The organism is Serratia sp. AR11 (assembly GCF_056376275.1).
This window is the reverse complement of record NZ_CM150739.1, coordinates 811,500-824,761: the sequence shown is the minus strand read 5'-3', so window position 1 is coordinate 824,761 and position 13,262 is coordinate 811,500. Positions and strand designations below refer to the sequence as shown.

The 13,262-nt window shown below is 54.7% G+C and carries 14 protein-coding genes; 5 read left to right on the top strand and 9 right to left on the bottom strand.

Annotated features, from left to right (window positions below; all coding sequences use genetic code 11):
• Positions 1-9 precede the first annotated feature (9 nt).
• The 3 genes from cysD to ACSOSI_RS03805 form a co-directional block, all read right to left on the bottom strand.
• On the bottom strand, positions 10-918 hold the full coding sequence (cysD, locus tag ACSOSI_RS03815; protein ID WP_012005266.1) for a sulfate adenylyltransferase subunit CysD: 909 nt from the start codon (positions 916-918) through the stop codon (positions 10-12).
• Between the two features lie 9 nt (positions 919-927).
• Entirely contained in the window at positions 928-2,358 is a 1,431-nt protein-coding gene (cysG, locus tag ACSOSI_RS03810) for a siroheme synthase CysG (RefSeq protein WP_476706571.1), read from the bottom strand.
• A 177-nt stretch (positions 2,359-2,535) separates the two neighbouring features.
• Positions 2,536-2,808, bottom strand: a complete 273-nt coding sequence (locus ACSOSI_RS03805; RefSeq protein WP_261131931.1) for a hypothetical protein — start codon at positions 2,806-2,808, stop codon at positions 2,536-2,538.
• A gap of 276 nt (positions 2,809-3,084) precedes the next feature.
• On the opposite strand from ACSOSI_RS03805, the gene ACSOSI_RS03800 reads away from it, so the two are divergent.
• From ACSOSI_RS03800 to ACSOSI_RS03790, 3 genes are all read left to right on the top strand, one after another.
• Positions 3,085-4,158 carry an aminopeptidase gene (locus ACSOSI_RS03800; RefSeq protein WP_476706570.1) on the top strand — a complete coding sequence of 358 codons (1,074 nt, stop codon included), beginning with the start codon at positions 3,085-3,087 and terminating at the stop codon, positions 4,156-4,158.
• Between the two features lie 91 nt (positions 4,159-4,249).
• Positions 4,250-4,525 (top strand): hypothetical protein, encoded by a 276-nt coding sequence (locus tag ACSOSI_RS03795; protein ID WP_012005262.1) that lies wholly within the window; start codon positions 4,250-4,252, stop codon positions 4,523-4,525.
• Positions 4,526-4,536: 11 nt separating this feature from the next.
• On the top strand, positions 4,537-4,863 hold the full coding sequence (locus ACSOSI_RS03790; protein WP_476706569.1) for a type II toxin-antitoxin system RelE/ParE family toxin: 327 nt from the start codon (positions 4,537-4,539) through the stop codon (positions 4,861-4,863).
• A gap of 46 nt (positions 4,864-4,909) precedes the next feature.
• Here the strand turns inward: ACSOSI_RS03790 and ACSOSI_RS03785 are convergent, their stop codons facing one another.
• From ACSOSI_RS03785 to cysJ, 3 genes are all read right to left on the bottom strand, one after another.
• Positions 4,910-5,644 (bottom strand): phosphoadenylyl-sulfate reductase, encoded by a 735-nt coding sequence (locus tag ACSOSI_RS03785; RefSeq protein WP_012005260.1) that lies wholly within the window; start codon positions 5,642-5,644, stop codon positions 4,910-4,912.
• A 71-nt stretch (positions 5,645-5,715) separates the two neighbouring features.
• Positions 5,716-7,431 carry an assimilatory sulfite reductase (NADPH) hemoprotein subunit gene (gene cysI, locus ACSOSI_RS03780; RefSeq protein WP_012005259.1) on the bottom strand — a complete coding sequence of 572 codons (1,716 nt, stop codon included), beginning with the start codon at positions 7,429-7,431 and terminating at the stop codon, positions 5,716-5,718.
• The gene (gene cysJ / locus ACSOSI_RS03775; RefSeq protein ID WP_476706568.1) at positions 7,431-9,230 is read right to left on the bottom strand and encodes an NADPH-dependent assimilatory sulfite reductase flavoprotein subunit; all 1,800 of its coding nucleotides are present in this window, start codon (positions 9,228-9,230) and stop codon (positions 7,431-7,433) included. The genes cysI and cysJ overlap by 1 nt, the downstream gene beginning before the upstream one ends.
• Positions 9,231-9,667: 437 nt before the next feature.
• On the opposite strand from cysJ, the gene queD reads away from it, so the two are divergent.
• Positions 9,668-10,027, top strand: coding sequence for a 6-carboxytetrahydropterin synthase QueD (gene queD / locus ACSOSI_RS03770; protein ID WP_012005257.1), 360 nt, complete (start codon positions 9,668-9,670; stop codon positions 10,025-10,027).
• Positions 10,028-10,069: 42 nt separating this feature from the next.
• On the opposite strand, the gene ACSOSI_RS03765 is transcribed toward queD, so the two are convergent.
• From ACSOSI_RS03765 to queE, 3 genes are read right to left on the bottom strand one after another with little or no spacing between them, the layout of a single operon-like run.
• Positions 10,070-10,261 carry a hypothetical protein gene (locus ACSOSI_RS03765; protein ID WP_476706567.1) on the bottom strand — a complete coding sequence of 64 codons (192 nt, stop codon included), beginning with the start codon at positions 10,259-10,261 and terminating at the stop codon, positions 10,070-10,072.
• On the bottom strand, positions 10,236-10,763 hold the full coding sequence (locus ACSOSI_RS03760; RefSeq protein ID WP_476706566.1) for a hypothetical protein: 528 nt from the start codon (positions 10,761-10,763) through the stop codon (positions 10,236-10,238). The genes ACSOSI_RS03765 and ACSOSI_RS03760 overlap by 26 nt, the downstream gene beginning before the upstream one ends.
• A 25-nt stretch (positions 10,764-10,788) precedes the next feature.
• Entirely contained in the window at positions 10,789-11,460 is a 672-nt protein-coding gene (gene queE / locus ACSOSI_RS03755) for a 7-carboxy-7-deazaguanine synthase QueE (protein WP_129934282.1), read from the bottom strand.
• Positions 11,461-11,783: 323 nt separating this feature from the next.
• Here queE and ACSOSI_RS03750 point away from each other — a divergent pair, with 323 nt between their 5' ends.
• Entirely contained in the window at positions 11,784-13,121 is a 1,338-nt protein-coding gene (locus ACSOSI_RS03750; protein WP_017891638.1) for an MFS transporter, read from the top strand.
• The last annotated feature ends 141 nt before the right edge of the window (positions 13,122-13,262 follow it).

Genomic DNA, 13,262 nt, shown 5'->3' with positions numbered 1-13,262 from the left:
GGCGGCTCCTTAGAAATACCCTTGACGCTTTTTCAGCTCCATCGAGCCGGACTGATCGCGATCGATCATCCGTCCCTGGCGCTCACTGGTGGTGGATACCAACATCTCTTCGATGATTTCCGGCAGCGTTTGCGCTTCGGACTCCACCGCGCCGGTCAGCGGCCAGCAACCCAGGGTGCGGAAGCGCACCATGCGCTGGCTGATCACTTCGCCCGGCTGCAGATCAATGCGATCGTCGTCCACCATCAACAGCATGCCGTCACGCTCTACTACCGGACGTGGTTTCGCCAGGTACAAAGGAATGATGTCGATTTTTTCCAGGAAAATGTATTGCCAGATATCCAGTTCGGTCCAGTTCGACAGCGGGAACACGCGGATGCTCTCTCCCTTGTTGATCTGACCGTTGTAGTTGTGCCACAGCTCCGGGCGCTGGTTCTTCGGATCCCAACGGTGGAAGCGGTCGCGGAAAGAATAGATACGCTCTTTGGCGCGTGATTTTTCTTCGTCACGGCGGGCGCCACCAAAGGCGGCATCAAAACCGTATTTGTTCAGCGCCTGCTTCAGACCTTCGGTTTTCATGATATCGGTGTGCTTGGCACTGCCGTGAACGAACGGGTTGATGCCCATCGCCACGCCTTCCGGATTTTTATGCACCAGCAGCTCAAAACCGTATTCCTTGGCGGTGCGGTCACGGAACTGGTACATCTCGCTGAATTTCCAGCCGGTATCCACGTGTAGCAGTGGAAACGGCAGCGTGCCTGGGAAGAAGGCCTTGCGCGCCAGGTGCAGCATCACGGAAGAGTCTTTGCCGATGGAATAGAGCATCACCGGGTTGCCGAATTCAGCGGCGACTTCACGGATGATATGGATACTCTCCGCCTCCAATTGCCGCAAATGAGTGAGTCGTTTTTCGTCCATAACAGATCCTTAAGCCAAATTCACGACGGCTGGGCGTGATACCCCTTCCGCCTGCGGTTGATGCCCAAACCAGGCGATTTGGTGATGTAATTCCACGACTTCGCCGATCACCAGCAGCGCCGGTAACGGTGCCTGTTGAGCCAATTGTTCGAGTTGTTGCAGCGTACCGGTTTGCACCAGTTGGTCCGCACGGGTGCCACGGCTGATTACCGCCACCGGCGTTGTGGCCGCACGGCCGTGGGCTATCAGGCGCTGGCTGATATCTGCCGCCTTCATGGTGCCCATGTAGATAGCCAGAGTCTGGCGCGCACGCGCCAAATCGGCCCAGTCCAGGCCATCGCCGTCGGGGCGACAGTGGCCAGTAATAAAGGTAACGCTCTGTGCGTGATCGCGGTGCGTCAGAGGGATGCCGGCATAGGCGGTTGCCCCGGCGGCGGCCGTTACTCCCGGTACCACCTGGAAGGGAATGCCCGCCGCGGCGGCCACCTGTAATTCTTCACCACCACGGCCAAAGATAAAGGGATCGCCACCCTTCAGCCGCACCACACGTTTGCCCTGCTGTGCCAGTTCCACCAGCAGACGGTTGGTTTCTTCCTGGATCACCGAGTGTGCGCCGGCGCGTTTGCCCACGCAGATGCGTTCGGCATCCCGACGAACCAAATCAAGAATTTCATCGCTAACCAGATGGTCGTACAGCACCACGTCGGCCTGCTGCATCACCTGCAGCCCGCGCAGGGTCAGTAACCCCACGTCGCCCGGCCCGGCCCCCACCAGGGCAATTTCGCCCTGAGTGCCTTCGCTGCCCTGTGCAAACTGCTCTAAGTCCTGCTCCAGTTGCCGCTGCGCCTCGGCGGTTTGGCCATTGGCCACCAGCGTTGCGAAGCGGCCGCCAAAGGTTTTCTCCCAAAAGCGGCGGCGTTCGCCAATGGCATTCAACCGTTGCTTCACCTGACCACGCCAGCGCCCGGCGACCTCAGCCATCTGCCCCAGACTGGCGGGCAACAAGGCCTCAAGTTTTTCACGCAGCATGCGTGCCAGCACCGGTGCCTGACCACTGGAAGAGACTGCGACCACCAAGGGTGAACGGTCGATAATCGACGGGAAGATGAACGAACAGCGCGGCTGATCGTCCACTACGTTGGCCAGCACCCGGCGTTTATCCGCCTCGCTAAATACCTCGGCATTCAGCGCACTGTCATCGGTGGCGGCAATCACCAGGAAAACCTCATCGAGTTGCTCAGCGGCAAAAGCCTGTCCCAGCCAGTGGATCTGCCCCTGCTGACGCAGTTGTTCGAGTATCGGTGAGAGTGACTGCGCAACTATCCGTATTTCAGCCCCGGCGCGCAGGAGAAGGTCAACTTTGCGCGCAGCCACTTCACCGCCGCCAACGACCAACACCGGGCGTTGTTTCAGCTCGGCGAATATAGGTAGATAGTCCACAACAGCCTTTTCATATATGCAGAAAGATACTGTGACTATACGGGCTGAGATTTAGCCTCTGAAATGACGAAAAGGAATGACTAGTTCTTTTATGGAATATAGGCCGCAGCGTCAGGGTTTGCGGCGGTTACACATCAGGTAAGGCCGCGGCGATTATCCAGCCCAGGCAGGCAGAAGTTAAAACCAAAACTTTGCGGCAGTCATGCACAGTCCAGCGACAACTAATATGGTGCTAACCATCCATTTGGTTTGATTAGCCATCTCTTTATGAACTAAACCGATCTCCCGGTGCAGCAATCCCACTTCCTTATGCAAATCGCCTTTGGTAACAAACTCCACTGAACGCATGGTCAGCGTCGCCAAATCGGTTTTGACCTGATTGAGAGTATGTTCCACATACTCGGCTTTCTTCTCTATCAGGCCGAACCTGTCATTGCACTTGTCCAACATCAGGGTTTCTCCTTCTATCCATATGAACCTTATCGCTGAATAATAAACCACACCATTACCATGGTTAAATACCGATTCCCGTAATGTGCCCAGCATTTCGCACAATATTTTGCTCGGAACAAGGTTCGACATCATTAGTTGCGCACAGCACCGAAATTTTGCCTGTGCGGCTAAAATTTCAGAGCGGTGGAAATTGTTTAATCTGCCGCCGAGTCTCATACTGAGGGCCGCAAAAAGAATCGGTATTACCGACATTAAAAAGAAGGATTTTTCGGTATGTTTTCCCGCTTTTATCTAAAGGCCGGCCTGCTGGTGGCAGTGCTCGGCGGTGTTTTCAGCGTTTCTGCCGCCACACAGCCCGCGAAAGATCTCCCGATGGGTAAATTCGCCGCTGACCAAATCCGCCATATCGCTACCTATTTCCCCGGCCGTATGGCAGGCAGCCCGGCCGAACTGCTCACCGCAGACTATCTAAACCAGCAGTTCAGCAAGATGGGTTATCAGAGCGATATCCGCAGCTTCAATACCCGTTATCTCTACACCAGTAAAGACGGTAAAAAGAACTGGAATAATGTTACCGCCAGCTCGGTGATCGCCGCTAAAAATGGCAGCAATCCGCAGCAAATTCTGATCGTGGCGCATTTTGATACCTATACGCCACAAAGCGACGCCGACCTGGATAACAACCTCGGTGGCCTGACGCTACAGGGGGTCGATGACAATGCCTCCGGCATCGGTGTAATGCTGGAATTGGCAGAGCGCCTGAAGAACATTCCCACGGCTTACGGCCTGCGCTTTGTTGCCACCAGCGCCGAAGAAATCGGCTCATTGGGGGCGCAGAACTATCTGCAGCGTATGAGCCCGGAAGAAAAACGTAATACTGCGCTGGTGATTAACCTCGACAGCCTGATCACCGGCGATCGCCTGTATTTCAACGCCGGCCGCAACACGCCACCCAAGTTGGCGAAACAGAGCCGCGATCGCGCACTGGACATCGCCCACCGCTATGGCATTGCCGCCGCCACTAACCCAGGCAGCCAGGCGCATCCGAAGGGCACCGGCTGCTGCTCCGATCAGGAGGTGTTTGATAAAGCCGGTATTCCGGTGCTGTCCGTCGAAGCCACCAACTGGTCGCTGGGCAAGAAAGACGGTTATCAGCAGCGTGCCGTCAGCCCGCACTTCCCACAGGGCATAAGTTGGCACCGCCCGCAGTACGATAATCTGCAATACCTGGAACGTAATTTGCCAGGACGGATCGATAAACGCAGCCGCGAGAGCGTGCAGATCCTGTTGCCGTTGATCAAAGAGCTGGCGCAGGCGCATCCGCCTAAAGCGCCAAAGAAAAAGTAGTCTTATCGGGGGCAAAATTCAGTACAAATTTTGTACCCCAATGCTCGACTGAGTATACTGTTGCCAGGATTTCGCAACAGGAGCCCGACTGATGAGCACACAAAAGACCCTGTCGCAGAAAGCGACGCGGGAAAGTCTCGGCTCTCCCGAAATTTTCAAGGGAGGTGTTTGGGTGACGAGAAATGGAACCGCTGAATTATTCGTTCAAACTGCAGCCGAGCGCCAGGAAGAGCTGGCTGCCTGGGAACGAGAACGGCAAACACATGCGTTGCTGAAACTAACATTGAAAGCTAAACAGGATGTCACTGAAGGCAGAACACTTTCTGCTGAAGAGGCATTACAAAGGTTACGCGCATCACGGGGGTAAGGATCACCACCATGTATGATGTTCACCTAACTAATACCGCATTGCAGTGCCTCAGTGATATTGAGTCCTTTAAAGCCATCACTCTTGGCCCACCAGGGGCGGCAAGATTCGTTGATGCGATATTTGCCGAAACTCTCGAACATTTGCGCGTTGACCCACTACGCTGCCGTTATAACGCTCAGTTAGCCGAGTTTGGCCTGGCAGTACGTGAACGTTTGGATCGTCACGACTACCGCACGCTGTATGAAGTGACAGAAAATCGCGTAGATATTCTACTGATTTTACATACCCGCCAAGATATCGGTGCGGCACTCTGGCGACATATGCTGCTAAATTAACAAGGGCCCAGCCAATGCCGAGCCCTTGGTCAGTTTAAAGAGGGCATTAGCCTTCGTGCAGGCCGCACTCACGCTTCAGGCCGAAGAAGCGGGTTTCTTCCTCGCTCATGCCCGGTTCCCATTTCTGCGTAGTGTGGGTATCTCCTACCGACAGATAGCCTTGCTCCCACAGCGGGTGGTAACTCAGGCCGTGCTCGGTCAGGTATTGATATATTTTTCGATTGTCCCAGTCGATAATCGGCAGGATCTTGAACACTCCGCGCTGCACTGCCAACACCGGCAAGTGAGCACGACTGCCCGATTGTTCGCGACGCAGGCCGGCGAACCAGGTCTGCCCGCCGAGGGTTTCCAGCGCGCGATTCATCGGCTCAACCTTGTTGATTTGGTTGTATTTCTCAATGCCCTCAACGCCCTGCTCCCACAGTTTGCCGTAGCGTGCCTCCTGCCAGGCAGGCGACTGTTCGGCGCGGAACACCTGCAGGTTTAACTTCAGCTTGTCGGCCAATTGATCGATAAACTGATAGGTTTCCGGGAACAAATAGCCGGTATCGGTGAGGATCACCGGGATATCCGGTTTGATCCTGGTCACCAAATGCAAACACACCGCAGCCTGAATGCCAAAACTTGAAGAGAGTACAAACTCGCCCGGCAAATGCTCCAACGCCCATTCGACACGTTGCTCGGCAGAAAGGGTTTCCAACTGACCATTAACCACCGCCAGTGACAACGCCTGCCCTGATTTGGGCAGCGCGTTCAGCTCCGCCAGATTGAATTCAGCCATGTTGCCTGCCTCCTGATGCTTGAATCATACCGCGCAGATCCAGCCCCCTGTACCAGCGGGGCCAAATGGCGTCAGTCCCAGAAATCCTGCGCCGGATCAACCACCGGCCTGACCACACCGGCGCGGATGGTGAAATCACCAAAGCCTTCGCCTGCCGTGCGCTCGGTGGCCCAACGGCCCACCAGTTGGTCAATCTCTCGAAGAATTTCTTCTTCGTTAATATTTTCTCGGTACATGCGCGGAATACGCGTGCCTTCCCGGTTACCGCCCAAATGCAGGTTATAGCGACCTACCGCTTTACCCACCAGGCCAATCTCCGCCAGCAGTGCGCGGCCACAGCCATTCGGGCAGCCGGTGATGCGCAATACGATGTGCTCGTCACCCACGCCGTGCCGATGCAGGATCCCTTCCACCTTGGTGACGAACTCCGGCAAGAAACGCTCGGCCTCCGCCATTGCCAACGGGCAGGTCGGGAAGGATACGCAGGCCATCGAGTTTTGGCGCTGTACGCTGACTCCATCGTCGATCAGCCCATGATCTCGCGCCAGAGCTTCGATCTTCGCCTTCTCGCTTTCCGGCACACCGGCGACGATCAGGTTCTGGTTGGCCGTCAGGCGGAAATCCCCTTTGTGGATCCGCGCGATCTCGGCAACGCCGGTTTTCAGCGGACGCCCCGGGTAATCCAATAACCGGCCGTTCTCAATAAACAGCGTCAGGTGCCATTGGTTATCAATACCTTTCACCCAACCAATGCGATCGCCGCGACCGGTGAATTCGTACGGGCGGATCGGCTCAAAAGTGATGCCTGCCCGTTTTTCTACTTCGGCGCGGAAAGTATCCACCCCGACACGCTCCAGCGTGTATTTGGTTTTGGCATTTTTACGATCGGTACGATTACCCCAGTCGCGCTGGGTGGTCACTACCGCTTCGGCGACTGCCAGCGTGTGCTCCAGCGGGATGTAGCCGAACTCGCTGGCCTGGCGCGCATAAGTTTTCTTGTTGCCATGTTCAATCGACAGACCGCCGCCCACCAGCAGGTTGAAGCCCACCAGCTTGCCGTTTTTGGCGATCGCCACAAAGTTCATGTCGTTGGCGTGCAGATCAACGTCATTCTGCGGCGGGATCACCACCGTGGTTTTAAACTTGCGTGGCAGATAGGTCGCCCCGAGAATCGGTTCTTCGTCGGTGGTCGCCACTTTTTCCTGATCCAGCCACACTTCTGCGTAAGCACGGGTGCGCGGCAACAGATGTTCGGAAATCTTCTTCGCCCACTCGTAGGCTTCCTGATGCAGTTCTGACTCCACCGGATTAGAAGTACAAAGCACGTTACGGTTAACGTCGTTGGCGGTAGCCAGCGCGTCCAGCCCCAGACGGCCCAGCAGTTGGTGAACCGGCTTAACGTTGCCCTTCAAAATGCCATGGAACTGGAAGGTCTGGCGGTTGGTGATACGAATGCTGCCGTACAGGGTGCTTTCCTGCGCGAACTTATCAATGCCCAGCCACTGTTGGGGTGAGATAATCCCTCCCGGCAGACGGCAGCGCAGCATCATCGCGTGGCGCGGCTCCAGCTTTTGCTCGGCACGTTCGGCACGAATATCACGGTCGTCCTGCTGGTACATGCCGTGAAAACGGATCAGCAGGAAGTTGTCACCGGTAAAACCACCGGTCAAACCGTCTTTCAAATCTTCAGCGATGGTGCCGCGCAGGAAGTTACTTTCTTTCTTCAAACGCTCGGCATCGGCCAATTTGCCTTCAACCACCAGAGGCCCCGGGTGTTTATCACTCATCAGTAAACATCTCGCTGATAACGGCGCTCAAGGCGCAGCTCACTTAAAAATTCATCCGCCAGCTCGGTATCCATACCACCGTGCTCGGCCACCAGTTCCAGTAATGTGTTTTCCACGTCCTTCGCCATGCGGTTGGCATCACCACAGACGTAAATATGCGCGCCTTCCTGGATCCAACGCCACACTTCCGCGCCCTGTTCGCGCAGTTTGTCTTGAACATAGACTTTATGTTGTTGATCGCGTGACCAGGCCAGATCGATACGAGTCAGCAGGCCATCCTTCACATAGCGCTGCCATTCGACCTGATACAGGAAATCTTCGGTAAAGTGCGGGTTGCCGAAGAACAGCCAATTCTTACCGCCGGCGCCATCAGCGTCACGTTGCTGCATAAAGGCGCGGAACGGCGCAATGCCGGTGCCAGGGCCAATCATGATCACCGGCGTTTCCGGGTTGGCTGGCAGGCGGAAGTTGTCGTTGTGCTCGATGAACACCCGCACATCACCGTCCTCTTCCAGGCGATCGGCCAGGAAGCTGGAAGCGCCACCGGCACGAACGCGACCGTCAATGTCGTAGCGCACCACGCCGACGGTCACGTGCACTTCGTTTTCGTTCTCAGCCTGCGAGGAGGCGATGGAGTACAGACGCGGTGTCAACGGACGCAGCAGACCAATCAACTGTTCGGCATTGAGATCGGCCGGTGCCTGACGCACCATGTCGACAATCGGCGTGTTATGCGCGTAATGCTGCAGCGCGGCTTTATCTGCCAGTAGGCCAATCAGTTTCTCGTCGCGAGACAGCGCCGCGTATTTGTCGACGATCGGCGTAGTGTTCTGCGTCAATTCGAAATGGCTGCGCAACGCTTGCGCCAGCGGCAGAGTTTTACCTTCGACCTCTACCGGCTCGTCGCCTTTCAGCCACAGCAGTTGCACCAGTTCGTCCACCAGCGCAGGATCGTTATCGAACCAGACGCCCAACGCGTCACCCGGTCGGTAGCGCAGACCCGAATCGCCCAGATCAATCTCGATATGGCGTACGTCTTTATCTGACGCACGGCCGGTAATTTTTTGCTTCACCGCCAGCTGCGCGGTCAGCGGCTGTTCTTTGCTGTACGGGCTGCTATCGAGCAGATCAACTGCGCCGCTGGCCAGTACGCCCGGTGCGGCGTTTTCCGCCGGCGCGCGGGCTTTCAGCACTTCCACTACCTGTTTACGCCAGGCCGTGGCCAGTTCCTGATATTCCACGTCGGCATCCACCCGCTCGACCAGGCGCTCGGCACCCAGTTCGGCCAGCTTGCCGTCGAAGTCTTTGCCCGACTGACAGAAGTTTTCGTAGGAAGTATCCCCCAGCCCGAAGACCGCAAACGCGGTCTCGTTAAGCTTGGGTGCCTTCTTCGAGAACAGGAATTTATGCAGCGCAACCGCCTCTTCCGCCGGCTCGCCTTCCCCCTGTGTGGAGGCAACGATCACCAGCAAGCGTTCCTGGGCAATCTGCTTGAACTTGTAGTCACCGGCATTCACCAGGGTGACGCTCAGCTTGGCGGCCAACAGATCGTCGCGCAGCTGTTCCGCCAGGCGACGTGCATTGCCAGTCTGCGAAGCAGAGATCACCGTGATGCTGGCGGCAGCGGAAGCCACCGGCGCAATGGCAACGCTGCCAGGCTGTTGATTAACCATTCCCCAGAAATAACCTGACAGCCACGCCAGCTGCGTTGGTGAATATTCACCAATCGCCGCCTGCAGGCGCGCCAGCTGTTCGGGCGTCAGCGGGAGCAAAGATGTTGGAGGTGCCTGAGTCGTCATTGCAGTACTTATTTCCTATACATGGCACCTATCCAGCCAGGTGCTCGCCAGTGTCAGCCGCTATTTTTTCGTTCGGTCTGCGGTCCTGAAAAGATCAGGAGAGTTTGTAAGGTTACCCAGCCGATTGGCAACGATTAAATAAGGGATAGCAATAAATAATAACTAAAATGACTAAGCTGTTTTTCTGGTAACGGATAGTGCTTAAAGCGCTAAGCGGACTTTTTTATCCACATGAAAATTAAACCGTTTTTTTGACGCTTATTGAATGAATCGCATTTACCGCTCATTACCCCAACCGATAGGTCTATCAAGGACCAAACAAAAAAAGTGTTAAGCCAACTTTGACAGCGCTACCGGTAGACCAAAGCGGTATAAATGGCAAGAAAGCTCCGTTTCCGGTAAACTTCGGCGGTTTTTGAGTCAATGAGGCCGTAATAATGGCAACCACGCTGTTTAAAGATTTTCAGTTTGAAGCCGCACACCGCTTGCCGAACGTAGCGGAGGGCCATAAATGCGGCCGTCTGCACGGGCATTCGTTTATGGTGCGTCTGGAAGTGACCGGTGAAGTGGATGCACACACCGGTTGGGTGATGGATTTCGCCGAGCTTAAAGCCGTGTTCTCCCCAATCTGGGAGCGCCTGGATCACAATTATCTCAATGATATTCCAGGATTGGAAAATCCCACCAGCGAAGTCCTTGCCGCCTGGATTTGGCAGCAACTCAAACCCCAGTTGCCGGAACTGACTGCGGTGATGGTGAAAGAAACCTGTACCGCCGGATGCGTGTATAAAGGCTAAAGAAAGGGCGCCCTATGGCGCCCTTCTACAAAATGTCCTGTTTCAAACCTCTAAAACAGTTTTTTTACTGCGCTTATGATCAACAGAAACAATACGCCCATTGATCATTTGATATTCGCCAGTTTGTAACTTCTTCTTCATAATGTCTCTGGCCGCTGCGTGAAGTTTGGAACCCAAGTCTAAAGACAAACGCTCCAGAGTTGCAGCATCAGTAACTTTCTGTAGTGATGACATATCCTCTCCCTCCTTCACCCAGATTGCCATAACATTTCATATTAGGTAGTGCGACCAACGGTTTCGTTCTTTTATAGCCTAATCCCAAGAAACCATTATAAATGCTTACGAGATCCACATTCCTCTCATGCTCTCGGTCCAGTGCAGCACTGAAAACATAAGCACCTGCATTTGATACATAGTAATGCTCAATAATTGACCTGGCAACTTTAAGCAGCACCTTACCGGCCAATAATCCAGGTAATCTCACGTGGTTGTAACCCCCCCACGCTTCAGCCGTTTCAACCTGATCAAATGCGACAGCCCACATTCCCGCATCAGGAAATTGGAAATCAGGTATGTCGGCGTTGATATGAATGCCTTTATTTACCAATTGTTGATCGTTGTAGATTTCCTCAAAACCCACTGCATAGACCCTGCCAAAAACAACAAACATTCTGGTAATAAATCCGGGGCCATAACTGTCATCAAAAGGCTCTTCCCAAGCAATTTCTCTTTTCAATCCTAACCATCCTTGGTTAACTTTTTTATGCGATATTCAGATACTTATGGGTCTGCATCGACAGGCGCCAGTTGCGCGCAATGCAGGTTTCAATACACAGGCGGGTCGCCTCATCCTTCTGACTGATCGGCTGCAACGCGATAATCCGCGGCTTCTCATCGTGCAGCGTCGCCAGCAGCGCATCCAGCGCTTCAATATCACGCTCACGTCCGACCGGATGCTTTACTTCATCGGCGCGTTGCAAAGCCTGGCTCAACACCTTCATGCCGCCGCGCATATTCACCTTGGGTGAAACCGTCACCCAAGTTTTCGCCGAGCATTGGATCTCGTGAGTGCCGCTGGTTTCAATCTGGCAACCGTAGCCGTGCTCTTCGAGTAATTCAGTCAGCGGAGTCAGATCGTAAATGCAGGGTTCACCGCCGGTGATCACTACATGGCGCGCGGTGTAGCCTTGTTGGCGAATGACCGCCAGTAACTGCTCGGCGCTGGCGCTGCCCCAGGCGTCGCTCTCTTCGGTTTTCACCAAAATCCGTTGCATATCAACTTCCCGATTGGCTTCCTTTTCCCAGGTATGTTTGGTATCGCACCAGCTGCATCCTACCGGGCAGCCCTGCAGGCGGATAAAAATGGCCGGAACGCCGGTAAAAAAGCCTTCGCCCTGCAAGGTTTGGAACATTTCATTAATCGGGTACTGCATCGGTTTCTCAATCTGGAAAGGTAAAAAGGGATTATCGCAGATTCCGGCCCGGCGACCAAACGGGCGAAATTGTATTAAATTTTATCCAGCGCTCGGCGGCCAGCCGATCTCACCGGCTATCGGCTTCATTTAATTAGTTTACTGAACCAGTCCCTTGCACTGACGGTGTAATCTACTTCGCAAAAACAACATTTAATTAACGTATAAGATAAATATATTTGACATAAATCGCTCGCACGCAGATGTATATACAGGCAAGCACAAGCCGGACGCCAGTTTCGGCGGTTCATCCACCACAATCACATCTGCGTTTAGAGGGTGCCATGGCTCATTCCACCGAGTTGAATATTCAGCAGGCCATCGACGACAGCAAATTCTCGCTGTTTCACTGGACCTTGATCATTTTGGGATTCCTGATCCTGGCCATTGATGGCTTCGACACCGCGGCCATGGGGTATATCGCCCCTTCGGTCGCCAAAGACTGGGGCATTGTGAAACAGGATCTCGGCCCGGTACTGAGCGCCGCCCTGTTGGGGCTATCACTCGGTGCCTTGGTTGCCGGACCGATCTCCGACCGTATCGGTCGCAAACGGGTGTTGGTGTTTTCATGCCTGTTCTTTGGTCTTTCAAGCCTGGCCACCGCCTATGCCGGCTCACTCAATAGCTTGACGCTGTGGCGTTTTCTCACCGGTCTGGGGCTGGGAGCGGCAATGCCGAACGCCATCACGCTGATTTCCGAATATGCACCGCAGCGCTGCCGTTCATTGGCGATTAACACCATGTACTGTGGTTTCCCTCTGGGTGCCGCAGGCGGCGGAGCGATTTCGTCATGGCTGATCCCGGCCTATGGCTGGCACAGCGTACTGTTGCTGGGAGCGATCGCTCCGCTGGTGCTGACGGTATTGTTGATCCTGTTCCTGCCGGAATCGGTGAAGTACATGGTTAACCGCGGCAAAGATGCGATCAAAATCAAACGCATTGCCCAGCGCTTTGTCAGCCAAAATCTCGATAACGTCACGCGTTTCTATCTGTATGAAGAGAAACTGGCACAGTCGAAAACCAGCGTCGGCCTGTTGTTCACCCGGCCTTATCTGACCGGCACGCTGATGCTGTGGCTGACCTACTTTATGGGGCTGGTAATTTATTACGTGTTGCTGAGCTGGATGCCGATCCTGATGCAGGGACTGGGCTATCAGTTGGAGCAGTCGGCGATCCTGACCTCGCTGTTCACCTTCGGCGGTACCCTTGGCATTCTGGTGGCCGGCTGGCTGATGGATCGCTGGAATGCCCATAAGGTGGTGTCGAGCGGCTTTGTCATTACCGCGCTGCTGATCGTGGCGATGGCCACCGAGGACAGCCATATCGTGCTGCTGGGCACCTTTATCTTCCTGATGGGGATTACCATGAACGGCGCGCAGTCCGGCCTGCAAACGCTGGCGGCGACCTTCTACCCCACCCACAGTCGCGCAACCGGCATTGCCTGGATGCAGGGCATCGGCCGCTTTGGTGGCGTGGCAGGTACCATGATGGGAGCGCAGCTGCTGGCCATGCAGTGGGAAGTGCAGAGTATTTTGATGTTCCTGTGCGTGCCGGCGTTGATCGCCGCTATCGCCACGGTATTCAAAATGACCCGCAGAGCGGTATTACAGCCTGCTGCATAAAGAGAAATGCCCGCCCTCTGGCGGGCGTTTTGCTTTCAGATATAGGACTTTTTTATCACAGGGCCTAACTTGTAATAGGTATGTAAATTTATTGTGATTAGACGCGCAAAATTGACCCATTTTTAATTCATTTTTGTTGAA

Excerpts from the sequence above, each read along its gene's own strand:
- ACSOSI_RS03795 (WP_012005262.1), top strand. The coding sequence starts at position 4,250 with ATGAGCACACAAAAGACCCTGTCGCAGAAAGCGACGCGGGAAAGTCTC.
- queE (WP_129934282.1), bottom strand. The coding sequence starts at position 11,460 with ATGCAGTACCCGATTAATGAAATGTTCCAAACCTTGCAGGGCGAAGGC.
- ACSOSI_RS03785 (WP_012005260.1), bottom strand. The coding sequence starts at position 5,644 with ATGGCTGAATTCAATCTGGCGGAGCTGAACGCGCTGCCCAAATCAGGG.
- ACSOSI_RS03790 (WP_476706569.1), top strand. The coding sequence starts at position 4,537 with ATGTATGATGTTCACCTAACTAATACCGCATTGCAGTGCCTCAGTGAT.
- cysI (WP_012005259.1), bottom strand. The coding sequence starts at position 7,431 with ATGAGTGATAAACACCCGGGGCCTCTGGTGGTTGAAGGCAAATTGGCC.
- ACSOSI_RS03750 (WP_017891638.1), top strand. The coding sequence starts at position 11,784 with ATGGCTCATTCCACCGAGTTGAATATTCAGCAGGCCATCGACGACAGC.
- queD (WP_012005257.1), top strand. The coding sequence starts at position 9,668 with ATGGCAACCACGCTGTTTAAAGATTTTCAGTTTGAAGCCGCACACCGC.
- cysJ (WP_476706568.1), bottom strand. The coding sequence starts at position 9,230 with ATGACGACTCAGGCACCTCCAACATCTTTGCTCCCGCTGACGCCCGAA.
- ACSOSI_RS03765 (WP_476706567.1), bottom strand. The coding sequence starts at position 10,261 with ATGTCATCACTACAGAAAGTTACTGATGCTGCAACTCTGGAGCGTTTG.
- ACSOSI_RS03800 (WP_476706570.1), top strand. The coding sequence starts at position 3,085 with ATGTTTTCCCGCTTTTATCTAAAGGCCGGCCTGCTGGTGGCAGTGCTC.
- ACSOSI_RS03805 (WP_261131931.1), bottom strand. The coding sequence starts at position 2,808 with ATGTTGGACAAGTGCAATGACAGGTTCGGCCTGATAGAGAAGAAAGCC.
- cysD (WP_012005266.1), bottom strand. The coding sequence starts at position 918 with ATGGACGAAAAACGACTCACTCATTTGCGGCAATTGGAGGCGGAGAGT.